The sequence below is a fragment of the Pseudoalteromonas sp. NH0006-26 genome, from assembly GCF_057552415.1.
On the sequence record NZ_BAAJMJ010000004.1, the window covers coordinates 130,417 to 149,603 of the forward strand.

At 40.8% G+C, this 19,187-nt stretch carries 16 protein-coding genes; 9 read left to right on the plus strand and 7 right to left on the minus strand.

All coding sequences use genetic code 11. The features are described 5' to 3' along the window. Window positions 1-5: 5 nt before the first annotated feature. The 3 genes from recN to nadK all read right to left on the minus strand — a co-directional run bounded on the left by recN (window position 6) and on the right by nadK (window position 3,272). A complete protein-coding gene (gene recN / locus AC27JR_RS07765) occupies window positions 6-1,679 on the minus strand; it encodes a DNA repair protein RecN (protein WP_487173242.1) in 1,674 nt (557 codons plus the stop codon). A 75-nt stretch (window positions 1,680-1,754) separates the two neighbouring features. Next, window positions 1,755-2,312, minus strand: a complete 558-nt coding sequence (locus AC27JR_RS07770) for a hypothetical protein (RefSeq protein WP_131691189.1) — start codon at window positions 2,310-2,312, stop codon at window positions 1,755-1,757. Between the two features lie 75 nt (window positions 2,313-2,387). Next, on the minus strand, window positions 2,388-3,272 hold the full coding sequence (gene nadK / locus AC27JR_RS07775; protein ID WP_008464501.1) for an NAD(+) kinase: 885 nt from the start codon (window positions 3,270-3,272) through the stop codon (window positions 2,388-2,390). A gap of 167 nt (window positions 3,273-3,439) precedes the next feature. On the opposite strand from nadK, the gene AC27JR_RS07780 reads away from it, so the two are divergent. Both AC27JR_RS07780 and grpE read left to right on the plus strand, forming a co-directional pair. Then, window positions 3,440-4,405: an HrcA family transcriptional regulator gene (locus tag AC27JR_RS07780; RefSeq protein ID WP_487173243.1), complete on the plus strand. Its 966-nt coding sequence runs from the start codon at window positions 3,440-3,442 to the stop codon at window positions 4,403-4,405. A gap of 58 nt (window positions 4,406-4,463) precedes the next feature. After that, entirely contained in the window at window positions 4,464-5,075 is a 612-nt protein-coding gene (gene grpE / locus AC27JR_RS07785) for a nucleotide exchange factor GrpE (protein ID WP_131691187.1), read from the plus strand. 28 nt (window positions 5,076-5,103) lie between these two features. On the opposite strand, the gene AC27JR_RS07790 is transcribed toward grpE, so the two are convergent. Continuing rightward, window positions 5,104-6,303 carry a Bcr/CflA family efflux MFS transporter gene (locus tag AC27JR_RS07790; RefSeq protein WP_372859222.1) on the minus strand — a complete coding sequence of 400 codons (1,200 nt, stop codon included), beginning with the start codon at window positions 6,301-6,303 and terminating at the stop codon, window positions 5,104-5,106. 170 nt (window positions 6,304-6,473) lie between these two features. Here AC27JR_RS07790 and AC27JR_RS07795 point away from each other — a divergent pair, with 170 nt between their 5' ends. Next, the gene (locus AC27JR_RS07795; RefSeq protein ID WP_487173244.1) at window positions 6,474-7,271 is read left to right on the plus strand and encodes a M48 family metallopeptidase; all 798 of its coding nucleotides are present in this window, start codon (window positions 6,474-6,476) and stop codon (window positions 7,269-7,271) included. A 62-nt stretch (window positions 7,272-7,333) separates the two neighbouring features. On the opposite strand, the gene AC27JR_RS07800 is transcribed toward AC27JR_RS07795, so the two are convergent. Then, a complete protein-coding gene (locus tag AC27JR_RS07800) occupies window positions 7,334-8,122 on the minus strand; it encodes a hypothetical protein (RefSeq protein ID WP_055012946.1) in 789 nt (262 codons plus the stop codon). A 118-nt stretch (window positions 8,123-8,240) separates the two neighbouring features. Continuing rightward, on the minus strand, window positions 8,241-9,554 hold the full coding sequence (locus AC27JR_RS07805) for a Na+/H+ antiporter NhaC family protein (RefSeq protein WP_273180598.1): 1,314 nt from the start codon (window positions 9,552-9,554) through the stop codon (window positions 8,241-8,243). Between the two features lie 570 nt (window positions 9,555-10,124). Here AC27JR_RS07805 and dapB point away from each other — a divergent pair. From dapB to AC27JR_RS07830, 5 genes are all read left to right on the plus strand, one after another. Further along, window positions 10,125-10,922, plus strand: a complete 798-nt coding sequence (gene dapB / locus AC27JR_RS07810; RefSeq protein ID WP_487173245.1) for a 4-hydroxy-tetrahydrodipicolinate reductase — start codon at window positions 10,125-10,127, stop codon at window positions 10,920-10,922. Between the two features lie 362 nt (window positions 10,923-11,284). Further along, on the plus strand, window positions 11,285-12,421 hold the full coding sequence (gene carA / locus AC27JR_RS07815; RefSeq protein WP_487173246.1) for a glutamine-hydrolyzing carbamoyl-phosphate synthase small subunit: 1,137 nt from the start codon (window positions 11,285-11,287) through the stop codon (window positions 12,419-12,421). 16 nt (window positions 12,422-12,437) lie between these two features. After that, on the plus strand, window positions 12,438-15,656 hold the full coding sequence (gene carB / locus AC27JR_RS07820) for a carbamoyl-phosphate synthase large subunit (protein ID WP_055012948.1): 3,219 nt from the start codon (window positions 12,438-12,440) through the stop codon (window positions 15,654-15,656). A 50-nt stretch (window positions 15,657-15,706) separates the two neighbouring features. Next, window positions 15,707-16,183: a transcription elongation factor GreA gene (gene greA, locus AC27JR_RS07825; RefSeq protein WP_054201101.1), complete on the plus strand. Its 477-nt coding sequence runs from the start codon at window positions 15,707-15,709 to the stop codon at window positions 16,181-16,183. A 169-nt stretch (window positions 16,184-16,352) separates the two neighbouring features. Continuing rightward, entirely contained in the window at window positions 16,353-17,411 is a 1,059-nt protein-coding gene (locus AC27JR_RS07830; RefSeq protein ID WP_487173247.1) for a S66 family peptidase, read from the plus strand. Window positions 17,412-17,455: 44 nt separating this feature from the next. On the opposite strand, the gene AC27JR_RS07835 is transcribed toward AC27JR_RS07830, so the two are convergent. Continuing rightward, window positions 17,456-18,112: a nitroreductase family protein gene (locus AC27JR_RS07835; RefSeq protein ID WP_487173248.1), complete on the minus strand. Its 657-nt coding sequence runs from the start codon at window positions 18,110-18,112 to the stop codon at window positions 17,456-17,458. Between the two features lie 127 nt (window positions 18,113-18,239). On the opposite strand from AC27JR_RS07835, the gene AC27JR_RS07840 reads away from it, so the two are divergent. Beyond that, on the plus strand, window positions 18,240-19,181 hold the full coding sequence (locus AC27JR_RS07840; RefSeq protein ID WP_487173360.1) for a LysR family transcriptional regulator: 942 nt from the start codon (window positions 18,240-18,242) through the stop codon (window positions 19,179-19,181). Window positions 19,182-19,187: the final 6 nt, after the last annotated feature.

Here is a 19,187-nt window from a genome sequence, read left to right on the forward strand (position 1 = left end):
TAACTTTATCCGTGCGCTTTTATAAGCTCTTTCGCATTTGCTTTAGCTGTTTTGCTAATGTTATCACCACCCAGTAATCGAGCAATCTCATTAACCCTGCCATCTTTATTCAATGCCAGCATATGCGTAAACGTTTCACCGTCTGCGATTTCTTTGGCAACAAAAAACTGCTGATGAGCACTACTGGCCACTTGCGGTAAATGGGTCACACAAATTACTTGCGTAGACTTACCTAGTTGGCGCAGTAGTTTACCAACAGCAGCGGCTGTTGGGCCAGAAATACCGACATCTACTTCGTCAAATATAAGTGTAGGGGTCGTGACTTTTTGCGCAATAATAACCTGAATAGCCAAACTAATTCGTGATAGCTCACCTCCTGAGGCTACTTTTGCTAAGGGTTGCAATGGTTGCCCAGGATTAGTTGATACTAAAAACGATACATTATCAAAACCTAAGCTATTTGCAGAGCGATCGGTATGCGCTGTAAGGGCTATTTCAAATACGCCATTTTCCATGGATAAATTAGCCATACTTTCACTGATCAAGCCATTTAGCGTGTTGGCGTATTGATGACGACTGGCGCTTAATTCTTCACTAGCCGTTTTATAATCCTCAAGGGCATCTGCAATTTCCCCTTCAAGCTGTTCAAGACGTGTGCTGTTACTGCTGATTGAGTCTAGCTCTTGTGTTATAGATTGATGAAATTCCACTAGCTCTTGTGGCTTTATATGGTGTTTTCTTGCCAAATCCATAGCGCCACTGAGCCTGTTTTCTACTTCGGTTAAGCGAGCAGGATCTAAGTCGGCTTGTTCAGTATAATTACGTATTTCTCGGCTTGCTTCTTCAACTTGAACAGCGGCTTCAGTTAGTAATGCAGCTACACTGGCTAAGCTTTCATCATAGTGCGCAAGCTCATTAAATTGCTGTGCACTGTGTTGTAAAAGAGAGCATGCATTTTGCTCATCACTTTCGTATAAATGTTGTAGCTCGCGCTGACAAGCTTGCAAAATAGTTTGGCTGTTACTGAGCTTATAATGCTCAGCTTCTATTTGTTCAAATTCATCCGCTTGTAAGGCAAATTCATCAAGCTCCGCCACCTGATATTCTAATAACTGTTTTTGCGCAGCTTGTTGCTGCTGCTGATGTTCCAACTGCTTAAATTCTTTTTGTAAGTCAGCATAACGTTTATAGCGTTGGCTTACAGCATTAACAAGATTATGATGGCCTGCGTAAGCATCAAGTAGCTGTAATTGGTGCTCTGCTTTCAATAGATGCTGATGAGCATGTTGACCGTGTATAGAAATTAAATATTGACCTAACTCTTTTAGCTGTGCGGCGGTAACAGGGCTACCATTAATATAGCTTTTACTGCGGCCATTTTTGCAAACAACTCGACGAAGCAAACATTCGTTATCGTCATTATTTAGCATATTATCTTCTAAAAAGGCATGAGCGTATGGCAAGTTGGTTAAATCAAATTGCGCACTTACCTCGGCTTTATCAGTGCCTGGGCGCACAGCTGATGCTTCTGCTCGCTCTCCAAGGCACAGTGACAAAGCATCAATAGCAATTGATTTACCCGCACCCGTTTCACCGGTAATAGCGGTCATACCCGAATGCCATTCTGTGCTTAAATTACTTACGATTGCAAAATTTTTAATTTCTAAACCAATTAACATACTGTTCATCCATCCAGTGAATTAACTGTTAATTTATACAGTGTTTTGGTTTTTTGCAAATTAAATTTCTACATTTTAAGCAATGCTCGACTCAGTTAGTGTTTTTTTTTCTTCATCAATAGGGAGGAGTTCAGCATTAAGATCAATATTATCAACTGGTTGTATAATATCTTCAGTTTTTAACTTTAAAATTAGCGTAGGAAGGACTTCTTGGTAAAAGTTTTTATTGTATAAAATACCTTGAGCTGGCAACTCAGCTATAAAATATTGAGTGCTATCGGCAAATGCTTGGCTATTGTTATTTTTGTAGGTTTTTATAAGCTCTTCGGTGAGTATATTAATAAGTTGGTCACATAACGACTCCAACTTAACTAAATTTTCATCGGTATGTGCCTGTACCACAAAAAAGTTACTTACAACGGCTTGAATTCGAGGGAGGTGTTTAGCACTGATGACTTTTGCATCAAGTAACTCGTTTAGTTTTATTTTTAAACGTGATTGAGTACTTGCCACGCGCTCGTTAAACAGCTTTTTCTTTGCTTCAATGGTTTTTTTACGATTACTCTCAATTAGCAAGTAACTGCCAAGTAAAGTAATTAATAATAATAAAGCAAGAAATACTACATAAGTCATTACTACTTTTTCCTGATGGTGTTTAAAAAATCTAGCCCGGTATTTTGCGCTAAAGTTGCATGTTTGGCAATAACATTAATATAAACGGCTACCCCAATTAAGCTTCTTACGTAGCACATTATAATAAGAGTAATTTTTTGGGTGAATTAAGCGTAATTTTTTATCTGCTTTGCGTATAACTACCTCATCACCAGGTAATACGGCAAGTACAACATGACTGTCACAGCTTACCTGTAAGCTATCCGTATTCTCTAAACTAAGTTTTAAACGCACTTCATTATCAGCATCAACCACCAAAGGGCGGCTTGATAAAGTATGTGGAAACATCGGAACCAGTGACATTGCATTGAGCTCCGGTGTTAAAATAGGCCCACCGCCCGATAAAGAATAGGCCGTTGACCCTGTTGGTGTTGATACAATTAATCCATCGGAGCGTTGTGAAAATACAAAATCATCGTTAATAAAAGCTTCAAACTCAATCATGTGTGCTACTTTATCAGCATGGAGCACCGCTTCGTTTACGGCAGAATTAGCGCTTTTAAGTTCGTTATGTCGATACACTTCAACTTCTAATAGAAAACGTTTTTCTTCAATGTAATCGCCGCTGAGTACCTGCTCTAAACTGCCCTCAAATCCTTCTGGATTTAAATCGGTTAAAAAGCCTAAATTACCTCTATTTACACCAATTACGGCTATATCAAAGCGGGCGAGAACCCGTGCAGCACCAAGCATGTTGCCATCGCCCCCGACCACAATCGCTAAGTCGGCACGCTCGCCTAAATCAACGAGCTTTACGAGTTTGTCGCTCGGTACATCACTAAGTTGGCTCCCTGTACGTTTTTCAACAATCACCTCAAAGCCTAAAGCTAATAAAAACGTATGTAATCGTTGTAGAGTAGCGGCTGCATTAGGGTGATTTGGCTTACCAATCAAGCCGATAGTATTAAAGGGAGAGTCCATAATAAATACACTGAAAGTTCTAATATTTGTAGAGTAACCTAAAACAGAAGTGTTTGAAAACATGGATTTTAGTAATACCCAGCGGATTTAATTAATTCACTGTAAAATTTAGATTTATTGTATTTTTTATACTTGAAATAATAATACCTAGCCCCGATATAACAGTCATGCGTAAAGATGTAGATAACATGAAACTAAACCCACGAGATCAGCAAATATTTGCCGCTGTTATGAGTATGTACTGTAACGGCGATGGCTTACCTGTGCCGTCAACAAAAATTGCAAAGCAAAAAGGTATGGCGGTCTGTTCTGCTACTGTGCGTAACGCAATGGCACGTCTAGAAAAAATAGGCTTGTTGTATTCACCGCATACATCTGCTGGCCGTGTGCCTACCAATGATGGATTTGACTATTGGTTTGATGAGTTTTTTACACTCAATGATATTGCTAATTATTGGCAACCTGAACAAGCACAATTGGTTGAGCTGGCGCATGGTTTGAGCCAACGTTACCAAGTATGTTGTTGTGTGGGGTTACCGCAAGTTAGAACGCAGCAAGTATTTAGAGTAGAAGTGCTCGACTTCGATGCAAATAACTGGCTTGTATTGTTATTAGACAGAGCAGGGCAGAGCCACAATATTTGCATTAATAAGCCTCACGATCCTAGTGATAACCAACGATACGAGTTTGCAACTTGGCTTAATACGGTTTTTAGCCAACAATCTTTAATTGAAGGGCTTTATCGAATGCAGGCAATGTCGAATACGGCACCGCGCAATTGTCATGACTCTTTAACTCAATGGACGCGTGAACTAAGTCAAAAGTTAGGCTCAGATAACAGTATAGTGGTGGGCGAAAACTACCTTTATAAAAAAATAGATTGTGAGCAAAGCCTCAATATCGGTGTGTCATTTTTGAATTTTGTTGAAGATAAACTCGCATTTAAAAATGGGGTCTCTATTCTCAGTGCTGAAGACTTACCGTTTAGTAGCTGCGATGATCTCATTGTGATCAGTGTGCCGTACTTTCAAAACCAAGAATATCAAAGTCGTTTTTGTGTTATTTGTCCAAAATCAGCGCAATTAGAGAAAATAATCCAAGAATTTAAATTATTAGAGCCATTGAGCTCTTGAATCTTTTTATTCAATCCCCATAATTACCGCAGTTGTAAAGAATTGGAGCATATATTTTATGTCTGAGCAGACACAAAACCCAGAGCAAGAAGTAGAACTGAACGAAGAAGTGGCGCAAATGGAAGCCGACGTTGAGGCGGCAGTTGAAGCAGCAGAACAACATGCTGAGCAAGAGCAAAGCCCTGAAGCAGAAATTGCTATGTTATATGCTGAGCTTGAAACTGCAAAACAAACTATTGCAGATCAAAAAGATAGTGTAGTTCGCGCTGCTGCAGATGTGGACAATATGCGCCGTCGCGCTGCACAAGATGTAGAAAAAGCACACAAATTTGCACTAGAAAAATTTGCTAATGAATTACTCCCTGTTATTGACAACTTAGAGCGCGCTATTGAGTTTTCTGATAAAGAAAATGAAACGCTTAAGCCTTTACTAGAAGGCATTGATATGACAGTGAAAAGCTTTAACGATGCGGTGGCTAAATTTGGCGTTGAAATTGTAAATCCACAAGGTGAACAGTTTAATCCAGATTTTCATCAAGCAATGTCAATCCAACCAAGCAACGATGTAAGCCCAAATACTGTTTTAGCAGTAATGCAAAAAGGCTACACATTAAACGGTCGTTTATTACGCCCTGCAATGGTGATGGTATCTAAAGCCGCTGACGCTTAATTAAGACTATGATTTAAAAAATGCCTCATTACGAGGCATTTTTTTTATCTGTAAAGTAATGTATTAACTGCACCAGTATTGTGAGTACCACCGCGCTAAACATTAAACTAGAAAATGGAACGGCACTTTGTGCATGCAGAATAGCTAATATAGGGCCTACTAATGCACCACTTCCAAAACGCAGTGTGCCAATAACTGCGGTTGCAGTTCCTGTGTTTTGTTCAAACTTCATTAAAATTAAAGAGTCTGCATTACTGGCTATAATACCTAAGCTCATCATTAAAGGAGCAATTGCAGCCACAATAAAGTAAAGCGACAAGTGTAATGCACTAAAGCTCAATAATGCCGCACCTGAGATAAAACCACACACTAAGCCGTAATAAAGCATTTTACGAGAGCCAATACGCGGTACAACGCGAGTGTTTAAAAAGTTACCAAACATCAGCGCCATTACATTAAAAGCGAATAGCAGGCCAAACAATTGTTCTGATACTTTAAATAAGTCGAGGTAGATATAAGGCACCGAGGTTAAAAAGCAAAAAAAGCCAAACGACACAAACATCGAGCTTAAAATATCAGCGCGAGCATGTGGGTTACTTAATACTACTTTGTAACTTGAAAAGAATAGCGCTAACCCTTTTCGATCATTTTTAAATATCGGGATATCAATTAAGTAACGCTGCACAAAAAGTAAAATTACAAAACTATAAGCCGCTAAAACAATAAAAATAGTCGACCAAACTGAAAAGCCTAAAATAACAGAGCCAATAGAGGGGGCAAGTAATGGGGCTATCATCATGATCATAGACACGTACGACATACCCTTAGCAGTATTTTTTTGATATATGTGCCTTATTATCCCAGGAACCACAACCGTGGCAGCTGCCCCAGTAAATGCCTGTACAGCCCGTAGCACCCAAAAAGTATGCACTTCAGTGGTAAATGCCAATGCGAGTGAACTTAAGCCAAATAAACTGAGTCCTATTCGCGCTAGTTTACGCCTGCCAATTTGATCGGCTATAGGGCCAAAAAACAACATGCCCAGTGCATAACCTGCTAAATAGATACTCAACGAGATTTGAACATTTGGCATGCTAGTATTGAGATCGTTGGCAATTACCAGCATCGCCGGTAAGTACATATCGATGGCTAAAGGCGTGATTGCCACAATACTGGCTAATAAAGGCAATAAAATACGGGTATTAAAAGAAGAAGCCGAAGCGCTCATTTAAAAACTCAAAACAACGAATATAGGTTGGGCAGTATAGCAGGGCAACGGCGTTGGATAAACTTAGTTCGCCTGCTAACTTAATTGTTTAATCGCAAAAAGCAAAGATTTTAAACTAACACCGCGTTTGCTATTCTATACTCAATAAAACAATGATCTAGGGTAACATAATGAAGAAATTGGTTTTGGCAGTACTTGCCAGTGCAGTATTAGTAGGTTGTAAAACATCACCAACTGGGCGTACGCAAATTGCGCTTTACTCAGATCAACAAATGAGTCAAATGGGCACTGCCAGTTTTGCAGAGATGAAAAAAACGCAGCCGGTAAACAAAGACCCAAAAGTAAATAGTTACGTCAATTGTATTGCTGAAAAAGTAGTGGCTGTCCTACCTTCTCAATATGCATCTCAAAATTGGGAAGTGGTGGTATTTGAAGATGAATCAGCCAATGCATTTGCACTACCCGGCGGTTATATTGGGGTGCACACTGGGCTATTAAAAATAGCCACAAACCAAGATCAGGTTGCTACTGTTTTAGGCCATGAAGTCGGTCATGTGATTGCTGAGCACTCAAATGAACGCGTTTCACAAGGCTCTATTTTACAAACAGGAATGCAATTAGGCAGTGCTGCGCTTGAAATGGGCAATGTTCAATACCGTAATGAAATTATGCAAGGCCTGGGTCTCGGCGCTCAATATGGTGTGGTTTTACCGTTTAGTCGTTCACATGAGACAGAAGCTGACGTTATTGGTTTAGATTTAATGGCGCAAGCAGGTTTCAACCCTAAAGAGTCTGTTACGCTTTGGCAAAATATGAGTCAAGCGGGCAGTGGGGCAACGCCAGAGTTTTTATCAACTCACCCAGCACCAACAAGCCGTATTGCAAATTTACAATCGCAAATGAGTAAAGCGCTTAGTGAGCAAAAAACAGCTAAAGCACAAGGTAAAAATCCGCAGTGTAAGTTGTAATCAACCATAAAAAAACCTGTCTAATGACAGGTTTTATTTTTTAATAGTTAAGTATTTAATTATTAAAAAGTCCACTCTATGTGTACTTGTGGAACTGACTCTGTAACATCTGTACCAAGTTTGTTATGCCAGTACTGCCACTCCATACCTAACAGTAAGGTGTTTTCTTTCATTTCTAGCGCATGCCCCATATCCCATACAATAATAGGTTGAGCTAAAAACCAAGCGCGTACGTCATTACCAAACTCATCTTCACGCTCAGCAATATATTCCGCATGACCCTTAACACTAAATTTTTGTGAGCCAATCATAAATGGATATTCAAAAGCAACGTCAAACATCCAGCTGTTGGTTTCAATTGGCGCACCGCCTTTCGCAACACCTTCACTATCATCAATGTAGGCAGTCACAAGGGTTGAGAAGAAATTAAAACCAGGTACATCCCAGCTTAATTTTACACCCGGTAAGTATTTAACAACTTTAGCATCGCCTGCAGCATTAATACCCATGGTTAGGCCAACATCAACGAGCGCACCTGACGCTACTTTTTCGTCCATAACGGCCGATAAGCTAAGCGTAGAATAACCTTCAAAGTAAAAGTCTTGATCTTGGTAGTTATCGTCATTGCCATCAGTGCTGTAATCAATAAAGAAAAAGTTATCCCCATAGTCATGGCCTGAAGCATGTTGCAATGAATAAACCGTGGTGCTTGATTTTTGTTCAGTGAACGGGTTTTTATGATTACCGTTGTTAATATGAAGCGCAGTACTGCTCCAATTAGCAGCAGTAGCTGTTGAACTTAAGGCACACGCACTAAGTGCAACGAGAGGAAGTAAGTTTTTAATTTTCATAACCATATTTTATGTGACACGCTGAATATCACATTATAGCAAACACGGTTAATTTGTTAATTATTTATTGTTATAAACAGTGTATTAGCATGCAGCTAATACACTGTTTAAACAAGATTTAAGCTTTATTACGACGTAAGCAAATAACCGCAATCGCGGTAAAAGCTAAAATAAAGCAGTAGTAAGATGAGGTTGAAACATCCCATGGGCTAATTTTAAATGTAGCACCGAGTAATAATGCTTGTGCGCCATAAGGCAAAGACCCCTGCGTTACACAGGCAAAAATATCTAATAAACTGGCAGAACGTTTACCACTAATTTCACCATCGTCAGCTAACTTTTTAGCAATCGGGCCTGTTACAATAATAGACACTGTGTTGTTAGCAATACACATATTGCTGGTTAGTACTAATGCAGCTATCCCTAACTGATCAGCCACTTTACGGTGCCATTTTGCAATGACCTTAGTAATCGCTTGAATTTTTTGCGCGATGTAGTCGAGGCCACCATTAATACGAATAAACTCAGAGAGGCCACCAATAAACATAGACAGTAAAAATATTTCCTGCATTTCGCTAAAGCCTTTGTAAATATCTTTTACAAAGCTGGCACCTTCATAGCTACCGGTAAAGCCCATTAGTGCGGCAAATACAATACCGCTTAATAGCACTACAAACACATTAAAGCCCATTACCGCCAAGACTAAAATAAAGGCATAAGGAAGTACTAATAAAATATCGTAGTCTTTGGTATCAACTACTTGTGCTGCAGGCGTTAAAAACAATAGCAATGCAATAGTAAGGATAGCGGCCGGAACAGCAATTTTAAGGTTTTCTTTAAACTTATCTTTCATTTCACAACCTTGCGTACGGGTAGCAGCAATCGTGGTGTCAGAAATTATTGATAAGTTATCACCAAACATAGCGCCAGATACAATGGTACCGGCCATTAAAGCAGGATCAATTCCTGTTTTTATGGATACCGCATAGGCAATTGGACCAATAGCACCGATAGTTCCCATTGACGTACCCATCGCAGTAGAAATAACCGCCGCTATTAAAAACAAACCAGGCAGTAATAATGAAGGAGGTATAAGTGAGAGACCAGCATTAACAACCGCATCCACACCGCCGGTTGCACCTGCAACCGCCGAAAAAGCACCCGCTAGTAAGTAAATAAGGCACATGGTAATAATATTGTTATTACCCACACCTTTAATAAAGGTCTCTACGCTTTGGTTGATACTGGTTTTATTTAAAATAAAGGCTAAAACAATCGCGGGTAAAATAGCGACCGGTGCTGGGAGTTGATAAAATGCATAATCAACCCCTTGAGATTGCAAATATAAGCCTGAGCCTAAAAAAATAGCAACAAAGGTGAGTAGGGGGAGCAAAGAAAATCTTGCTTTATTTTTATCAAATGATGGCTGCATCATAATCCTCGTTAATTATTCATAGCAATCGAAACCGATTGATATATTAAACAGCCAAAGCATCCCTCTTTTAGCTGAATTTAGTTGTTTGTTTTACTATCTAACCAGATAAGTAACTCAACAGCGCCCGCAAGCCAAAGACCAAATCGGCGCAAAAAAGGAAGTTTAAATGTATAGATGGCTAAATGCAAAGACTATCTGTTATTATTATGAGGGTCTGTTGATCTTTCAAGGTTAAATTTGCAGCAGTTTGTTTGGTATTTAGGCAAGGCAGAGCCTATGTGGTGTGGTATTCCCCATAAATAGGCGATAACGCATCATCAATGCCAAACAGGCGCTGCCCGAAGGGTTCTGCCTAGGAGCGATTTACTCTTTGTTGCTCGGTTTTTACTTAGCCCACTAGGTTACAAACCTCGCGCCACGATCAAACCGCTCCTAGTTTAAACAAATTTTAATCCGCAAAGGTCAACAGACCCTAAAATAATCGAAGCTTTTTTATAAGCTTTCCTGACTATTACATGAGTTTTAGATAAAATCTAGCTAACTAAAAAATACATAGGTTGTAAAAAGATGAATCGAGTAGGTGTATTTGGTGCAAATGGTCGAATGGGACTAGCACTTGTAGAAGCAGCAACAATTAATAAAAATTCACAATTAGCTGCGGCCTATGTACGCAGTCAGTCACCGTTATTAGACTTGCCAGTTAATCAGCTTAACAGCGCAGCGGCAAAAGAGATTAAGTTTAGCAGTGAACAGCAGGTTGAAAATGTAGATGTGCTTATAGATTTTACTTTGCCTGAAGGCATGAGAAATCACTTAAAAACAGCTGTTGAGAAAAAAACACCTATGGTAATTGGCACCACTGGCTTAACTCATGATGATATGGCTCTATTAACAGATGCCGCTAAACATATCCCGATCGTATTTGCGCGTAATTATAGCGTGGGCGTAAATTTACTGCTTAACTTAGTGCAAACAGCAGCGACAAAATTAGGCGATGATTTAGATATTGAAATTTTTGAAGCGCATCATCGCCATAAAATCGATGCGCCATCGGGTACAGCATTAGCTATTGGTGAGTCGATTGCACAGGCAAAAGGGTGGGATCATGATGAGGTTGCTGTTTATGATCGTAACAACATAGAGCAGGCCAAATCACAAAATGAAATTGGCTATTCGGTGCTAAGAGGTGGCGATATAGTAGGTGAACATACGGCCTACTTCGCTGCAATGGGCGAAAGACTTGAATTAACCCATAAAGCCAGCTCGCGAATGACCTTCGCACTAGGTGCTATAAGAGCTGCGCAGTGGTTGAAAAATAAACCAGCAGGACTTTATGATATGCAAGATGTGCTAGATTTAAAGTAGTTAAGTTCCTTTTTTAACGCTTTGAGGTGGTTTTTTGGTATAACCACTTATTTATTGCAATTTACTAATTAGCGTTAGACCTAAAAGCCAACTTCATGTAGAATACAGCCAATTTGCCAAAAATTACTAAATGCGTGTTTCCAATTATACTCATATGGTTAGCAAAACCGGGGTTTGTGTGGGAATGAAAAGAGTTTTAGGCAAGAAAAATGAATGAAGGTTTAGTGGTTTACATCGGCATCATTTAAGACTGCGTAAAACAATTTAAGCTCACAGAAATCAGGTTTTGACCAATTATTTGGGTATTGGCGGGGTGTTAAGCAATTTGCTTACTCCCGTTTTTTACTGTTAGGAGGTTTAACTTGACTAAATCCGCTCTGTTAGTCCTAGAAGACGGCACAGTGTTTCGCGGTACTGCAATCGGCGCTGACGGCATGTCAGTCGGTGAAGTAGTATTCAATACGTCTATGACTGGTTATCAAGAAATTTTGACTGATCCATCGTACGCGGAACAAATCGTAACTTTGACGTACCCACATATCGGTAATACGGGTACCAACAGCGAAGACGAAGAAGCGAGTCATATATGGGCGAAAGGCCTAGTGATCCGTGATTTGCCACTGCTAGCGAGTAATTTTCGAAACGAGCAATCGTTAGATGATTACTTAAAAGAACGTAATATTTTAGGTATTGCGGACATCGACACCAGAAAACTAACCCGTATTTTGCGTGACAAAGGCGCACAAAATGGCTGTATTGTTGCTGGTGACGAACTAGACGAGAAAAAAGCGCTCGAAGCCGCGCAAGCCTTCCCAGGCTTAAAAGGTATGGATTTAGCAAAAGTTGTCTCAACCAAGGAAAATTTTGAGTGGCGCGAATCAAGCTGGACATTAGGCGAGGGGTTTAAAACCTTACACGCTGATGATGAAAAGTTTCATGTTGTTGCCTACGACTTCGGTGTTAAACGTAACATTTTACGTATGCTTGTTGATCGTGGTTGTAAACTAACCGTAGTACCTGCACAAACCTCTGCCGCTGACGTACTAGCCTTAAACCCAGATGGTATTTTCTTATCAAACGGCCCTGGCGATCCTGAGCCATGTACTTATGCCATTGATGCAATTAAAACCTTTTTAGAAACCGACATGCCAATTTTTGGTATTTGTTTAGGGCATCAACTACTAGCACTTGCCTCAGGTGCTAAAACAGTAAAAATGAAGTTTGGCCACCATGGTGGTAACCACCCAGTTAAAGATCTTGACCGCGATGTTGTAATGATCACTGCACAAAACCACGGTTTTGCTGCAGATGAAGCCACATTACCAGATAACTTACGTGCTACGCACAAATCGTTATTTGACGGTACATTACAAGGTATTCACCGTACAGATAAACCAGCGTTTAGCTTCCAAGGTCATCCTGAAGCAAGTCCTGGTCCGCACGATGCAGCCCCATTATTTGACCACTTCATCGACTTGATGCAAGCGCGTAACCACTAATTTAACCGGAGTAATAATGCCAAAACGTACCGATATAAAAAGCATTCTTATCTTAGGCGCAGGCCCAATTGTAATTGGTCAAGCTTGTGAATTTGACTACTCTGGTGCTCAAGCGTGTAAAGCACTAAGAGAAGAAGGCTATAGAGTTATATTAGTTAACTCAAACCCAGCCACTATCATGACTGATCCAGAAATGGCCGATGCAACATACATCGAACCAATTCACTGGGAAGTGGTAGAAAAAATTATTGAAAAAGAAAAGCCAGATGCTGTACTGCCTACAATGGGTGGTCAAACGGCATTAAACTGTGCGCTTGATTTAGATAAGCACGGTGTATTGGCAAAGCATGGCGTTGAGCTTATTGGCGCAACAGCCGATGCAATCGATAAAGCAGAAAACCGTGAGCGTTTTGATGTTGCTATGCGTAACATCGGCCTTGAATGTCCACGTGCTGAAATTGCCCATTCAATGGATGAAGCTCGCGATACCATGACCCGAATCGGCTTACCGTGTATTATTCGTCCTTCTTTCACAATGGGCGGCACCGGTGGCGGTGTGGCTTACAACATGGAAGAGTTTGAAGAAATTTGTGAGCGCGGTTTAGACCTTTCACCAACCAGCGAGTTATTAATTGATGAATCGTTAATTGGTTGGAAAGAATACGAAATGGAAGTTGTTCGTGACAAAAAAGACAACTGTATTATCGTCTGTTCTATTGAAAACTTTGACCCAATGGGTGTGCACACAGGTGACTCAATCACGGTTGCACCAGCACAAACATTAACCGACAAAGAATACCAAATTATGCGTAATGCCTCTATGGCCGTATTGCGTGAAATTGGTGTTGAAACCGGCGGTTCAAACGTACAATTTGGTGTAAATCCTGTTGATGGTCGTATGGTTATCATCGAGATGAACCCGCGTGTATCACGTTCATCAGCGCTTGCATCTAAAGCAACAGGCTTCCCGATTGCTAAAATCGCAGCTAAGCTTGCTGTAGGTTACACGTTAGACGAGTTACAGAATGATATTACTGGCGGTAAAACACCAGCATCGTTTGAGCCTTCAATCGATTACGTGGTAACAAAAATTCCTCGCTTTAACTTTGAAAAATTTGCCGGTGCAAACGACCGTTTAACAACGCAAATGAAATCAGTGGGCGAAGTAATGGCGATTGGTCGTAACCAACAAGAGTCATTGCAAAAAGCATTACGTGGTTTAGAAGTAGGCGCAACGGGCTTTAACCCAATTGTGGCGCTTGACGACCCGAAAGCAAAAGAAAAAATCATTCGTGAATTACGTGAGCCTGGTGCAGAGCGTATTTGGTACATTGCCGATGCGATGCGCCATGGAATGAGCGTTGAAGATGTGTTCGAACTGACTAAGATTGACCCTTGGTACTTAGTACAAATTGAAGACATCCTAAAAGATGAAGCTAAAATTTCAGAAGTCGGTATGGCCGGCTTAAATGCAGACTTCTTGCGTAAACTTAAACGCAAAGGGTTTGCAGATCCGCGTATTGCAGAAATTGCTGGTGTGTCAGAAGCTGAAATTCGTAAAAAGCGCCATCAACTCAATATTGTACCTGTTTACAAACGCGTTGATACGTGCGCCGCAGAATTTAGCTCAGACACGGCTTACATGTACTCATCTTACGATGAAGAATGTGAAGCTAACGCATCTGACCGTGATAAAATCATGGTAATTGGTGGCGGTCCTAACCGTATCGGCCAAGGTATTGAATTTGATTACTGTTGTGTACACGCAGCCCTTGCGCTTCGCGAAGACGGCTACGAGACCATCATGGTTAACTGTAACCCTGAAACGGTTTCTACCGATTACGATACGTCAGACCGTTTATACTTTGAGCCAATTACGCTTGAAGACGTACTAGAAATTGTACGTGTTGAAAAGCCAAAAGGCGTTATCGTGCAGTACGGTGGTCAAACACCACTTAAACTTGCGCGTGAGCTTGAAGCTAACGGCGTGCCAGTCATTGGTACTTCACCTGATGCCATTGACCGTGCAGAAGACCGTGAGCGTTTCCAACAACTTGTTGAGCGTTTAGACTTACTGCAACCAGAAAATGCGACGGTTACCTCTACTGAAGAAGCACTACTTAAATCAGTTGAAATTGGTTTCCCACTGGTAGTACGTCCTTCGTACGTATTAGGTGGTCGTGCGATGGAAATTGTATACGATGAGCAAGACTTACGTCGTTACATGACCGAAGCCGTATCTGCATCAAATGAAGCGCCAGTATTACTAGACCGTTTCTTAGATAACGCGATAGAAGTTGACGTTGACGCAATTTGCGACGGCGAGCAAGTGATTATTGGCGGCATCATGGAGCATATTGAACAAGCAGGCGTTCACTCTGGTGACTCAGCATGTTCATTACCAGCTCACTCGCTAACGCAAGAAGTGCAAGATGTGATGCGTAAGCAAGTAACTGATATGGCACTTGAACTTGGCGTAGTTGGTTTGATGAATACGCAGTTTGCGGTTAAAGATGGCAAAGTGTATCTAATCGAAGTAAACCCACGTGCAGCACGTACAGTTCCATTTGTATCTAAAGCAACGGGTGTAGCACTTGCAAAAGTAGCGGCGCGTTGTATGGCGGGTCAATCTTTAGCAAGCCAAGGCATTACTAAAGAAGTGATTCCACCTTACTACAGCGTAAAAGAAGTGGTATTGCCATTTGCTAAGTTCCAAGGTGTGGATCCTATCCGTGGACCTGAAATGCGCTCAACGGGTGAAGTAATGGGTGTTGGTGATACTTTCGCCGAAGCGTTTGCAAAAGCACAATTAGGTGCAAGCAACACTTTACCACGTGGTGGTCGCGCGTTACTATCTGTACGTAATAGCGATAAGCCACGTATTGTAGAACTAGCAAAAACTATGACAGACCTTGGTTTTGAGCTAGACGCAACAGGTGGGACAGCTGCTGCACTTGAAGATGCTGGAATTACGGTTCGCCGTGTAAATAAAGTATACGAAGGTCGTCCGCACATTCTTGATAGAATCAAAAATGGCGAGTATAGCTATATCGTTAATACCACCGAAGGTCGCCAAGCGATTGAAGATTCGAAGGTGTTACGTCGTGGTGCATTGCAGCACAAAACCAATTATACTACGACATTGAATGCGGCATTTGCTAACTGTACTGCTAACCAAGCAGATGACCGCAGTAAAGTGACGTCTGTTCAAGAACTACACCTGCGATTGAACTAAGGAAATGTGCCAAGGCCATAACCATGGCCTTGGGATTAAGTGAGAAAAGTATGCAATCAATTCCAATGACAGTTCGTGGCGCAAAATTATTGCGCGATGAGCTTAACGAATTAAAAACTGTTACCCGTCCAAAAATTGTATCTGATATTGCTGATGCACGTGAACACGGTGACTTAAAAGAAAATGCTGAATATCATGCTGCGCGTGAGCAACAGGGTTTTTGTGAAGGCCGTATTCAAGAAATTGAAGCAAAACTTTCAAACATGCAGATGATTGACGTAACAAAGATGCCTAATACAGGCCGAGTGATTTTTGGTACTACAGTAACCATCGTTAATGTTGAAACCGACGCTGAAGTTAAATATCAGATTGTTGGCGATGATGAAGCAGATATTAAAAGTAATTTAATTTCTGTTAATTCACCGATTGCTCGCGGCTTAATTGGCAAACAAGCGGATGACGCTGTGATTATCAAAACGCCAAAGGGTGATGTAGAGTACGAAATCATTGAGGTTGAGTATATTTAATTAGTTAACTCACTTTAACGTTTTATAAAAACCAGTGCTTAGTAATAAGCACTGGTTTTTTTATGCTTGGTTTTTATATTTGGTTTAGAACCGGTTAATTATTATTCATTGTTTGTAAATGTAGGCTATGTTGTTATGGTATTAACCTATTCTTCAATAAGGAAATAGTATGGCAAATATACAGTATCCAGCACCTTTAAAGGTGGGTTCTAAAATCGCCGTGTGTTCTTTATCTGCGGGGATCAAATCAAAATACCATCCACGGTTAGATATCGTCATTAATGGCTTAAAACATCGAGGTTATCAGGTTGTGGAGGGGGAGTTTTTACGGCAAAACGAACCGCGAACTCAGCTTACAGCAAAGCAGCATGCTAAGCAGTTAATGGAGTTTTTATTAGATGATGAAATAGATGCAATTATGCCGCCAATGGGCGGTGAACTAGCAATGGAAATATTGCCGCTGCTTGATTTTAGCGCAATTAAAAATGCCAAACCTAAATGGTTAGTGGGTTATTCAGATGTCAGTACGATTGCTTGTGCACTGACAGCAAAATGTAACTGGGCAACACTGCATAGCGCTAATTTGATTCAATTACACCCTGATGAAAAAGACCCATATTGTTTACAAATATTTGAAAGCCTAAGTTATGAAGCTAACAGTGAGTTTGAGCAAGCCTCCTCGAATTACCACCAACATAGTAAGCCTGATTACGCACAAAACCCGAATGCATTATTTGATCATAGCGTACCCACCCAGTGGCAGTGTTTAAATTACACCGATAAGCGCAGTATCGAAATGTCAGGGCGGTTGTTTGGAGGGTGCCTTGATACGGTTGGATTATTGTTAGATTCACCATTTTTAGCTTTGCATGAGTTTAAAAAGCATAATGCATCGCAAGGTATTGTGCTTTATTTAGAAAGCGCCGAGCTCACGCCAGCGACGGTTGCACGTTTTTTATTGTCACTTAAATTGGCGGGCATGTTTGATGATATAAACGGGGTGATTATTGGTCGTCATGTGACCTTACAGGGGCAAGATCCAGGGTTTGATTATCGCCAAGGCTTAAATGCCGCTTTTGGCGGGTGTTTATTTCCGGTGATCATAGATGCCGATATTGGCCACATTCCCCCTAATTTAAATTTAATTAATGGTGCATTATGCACTTTTACCGCAGATGTTGAGCATGGCAAAGTGACCAATGCGTCTGTGGTCACAAAACTAGCATAGCAAGATAAGCTGCTCACTTACCAATATGAGTGAGCAGCGATGCATTATAAAACCTGAATAACCTGTTCTTTGCTTAAACGTGATTTTGGCAACTTAGCATTGTAGTCTTCTTCAGCGTCATGGTAACCCAGCGCAAGTGCTACATCACACACATAGCCGTCTAACTCGTTTGCGAACCCTTCGCCAATCAGTTGTGCATCAACGCCTTCCATCGGGGTGGTATCAATGCCTAAGCGTGCTGCTGCATGCATAGTATTGCCTAAAGCAATGTAGGTTTGTGCTTTGGTCCAGGCGGCATTATTGCCTTGCTCATCGGTATTTAAATCCACAAACGCAAATGCGCCAAAAGCTTGCTCGCGGTTTTCTTTTTGAGTTCGGCCATTTTTTATATCAGCATCAATCACTTGGCCATAATTTTCACGGGTGTATTGTGGATTATGAGCAAATAAAATGATGTGCGACGCCGCTTTAATGTGTGGCTGATTAAATTGAAACTTATTAGCAAAGGTACTGTGCATACGCTCTTTTGCGGCATCAGATTCAATCACAATAAATTTCCAAGGCTGTGAATTAATAGACGAAGGAGAAAGACGCATAGCATCATATAATACCGCTAAATCGTCTTGAGAAATACGCTTGGAAGCATCGTAACGTTTAGCGGTATGGCGGCTTTCAAGATCGCGAATAATAGGGTGAGTCATCGTCTCTCCATAATAAAAAAGGGTTGATAAACAGTATTTACTGAGTGTATGAGCAGCATAATACAATTTGATTTATTTAAAATAAACAGCATAATTATTGAATCATTATCAAATAAAAATAGATAATATGCAGATTGATGACTTAAAACTTATTTTAAAAGTAGCTGAGTGTCGAAGCATTACGCTAGCAGCAGCCAAGTTAGATATGCGCACAGCAACGGCCAGTGCTGCTATTAAGCGTGTAGAGTCAGCACTTGGCTGTGAATTATTTATTAGAACAACTCGCCATTTGCGTTTATCTAGTGCAGGGGAGCGATACATCCCCCAATGCGAACAAGCGCTGGCTGTGCTTGAAACGGCAAGGCAAAACCTTAAAGGAGAACATGACGCCATTGAAGGCGAATTACGAGTAGCTACCTCATCTGATTTAGGTCGTAACTTAGTGATCCCTTGGATTGATGACATTATGGATAAGTACCCAAGTGTGAGTTTGCGCACGCACATTAGCGATAGTAATATCGATTTTTTTCGTGATTCGGTTGATATAGCACTGCGTTATGGCTCCCCAAGTGATAGCAGTGTTTATGGGTTTAAAATTTGCAATGTACCGCGACTACTTTGTGCTACACCTACCTATTTAGCTAAATATGGTGAGCCAGATCACCCGGATGATTTAGCGCAGCATCATGGGTTATTTTATCAGCTGCAAGATATTATCAATAATGTGTGGGAATTTACCGACGGGCAAAAAAAATACAAAGTAAAAATGCAGGGTAGACGAGCTTCAAACGATGGCGATTTAGTCAGACGTTGGTGTGTTGCAGGTAAAGGTTTAGCGGTTAAATCAGCGTTAGATATTGCAGATGACTTATTAAATAAACGGGTTGTTACTGTGATGAATAATTACCAGCATACCTGTGGTGAGCTGTGGCTCATTTGCCCAAGCAGGCAATCAATTACTCCTGCTGTTCGACTATTACGCGATGTGTGCAGAGAAAAAACCGCTCACATATTGAATCAGCTAGTAAAACAGGGAATTGTTGATAAACGTGTATTAATTAACGAGTAACAAATA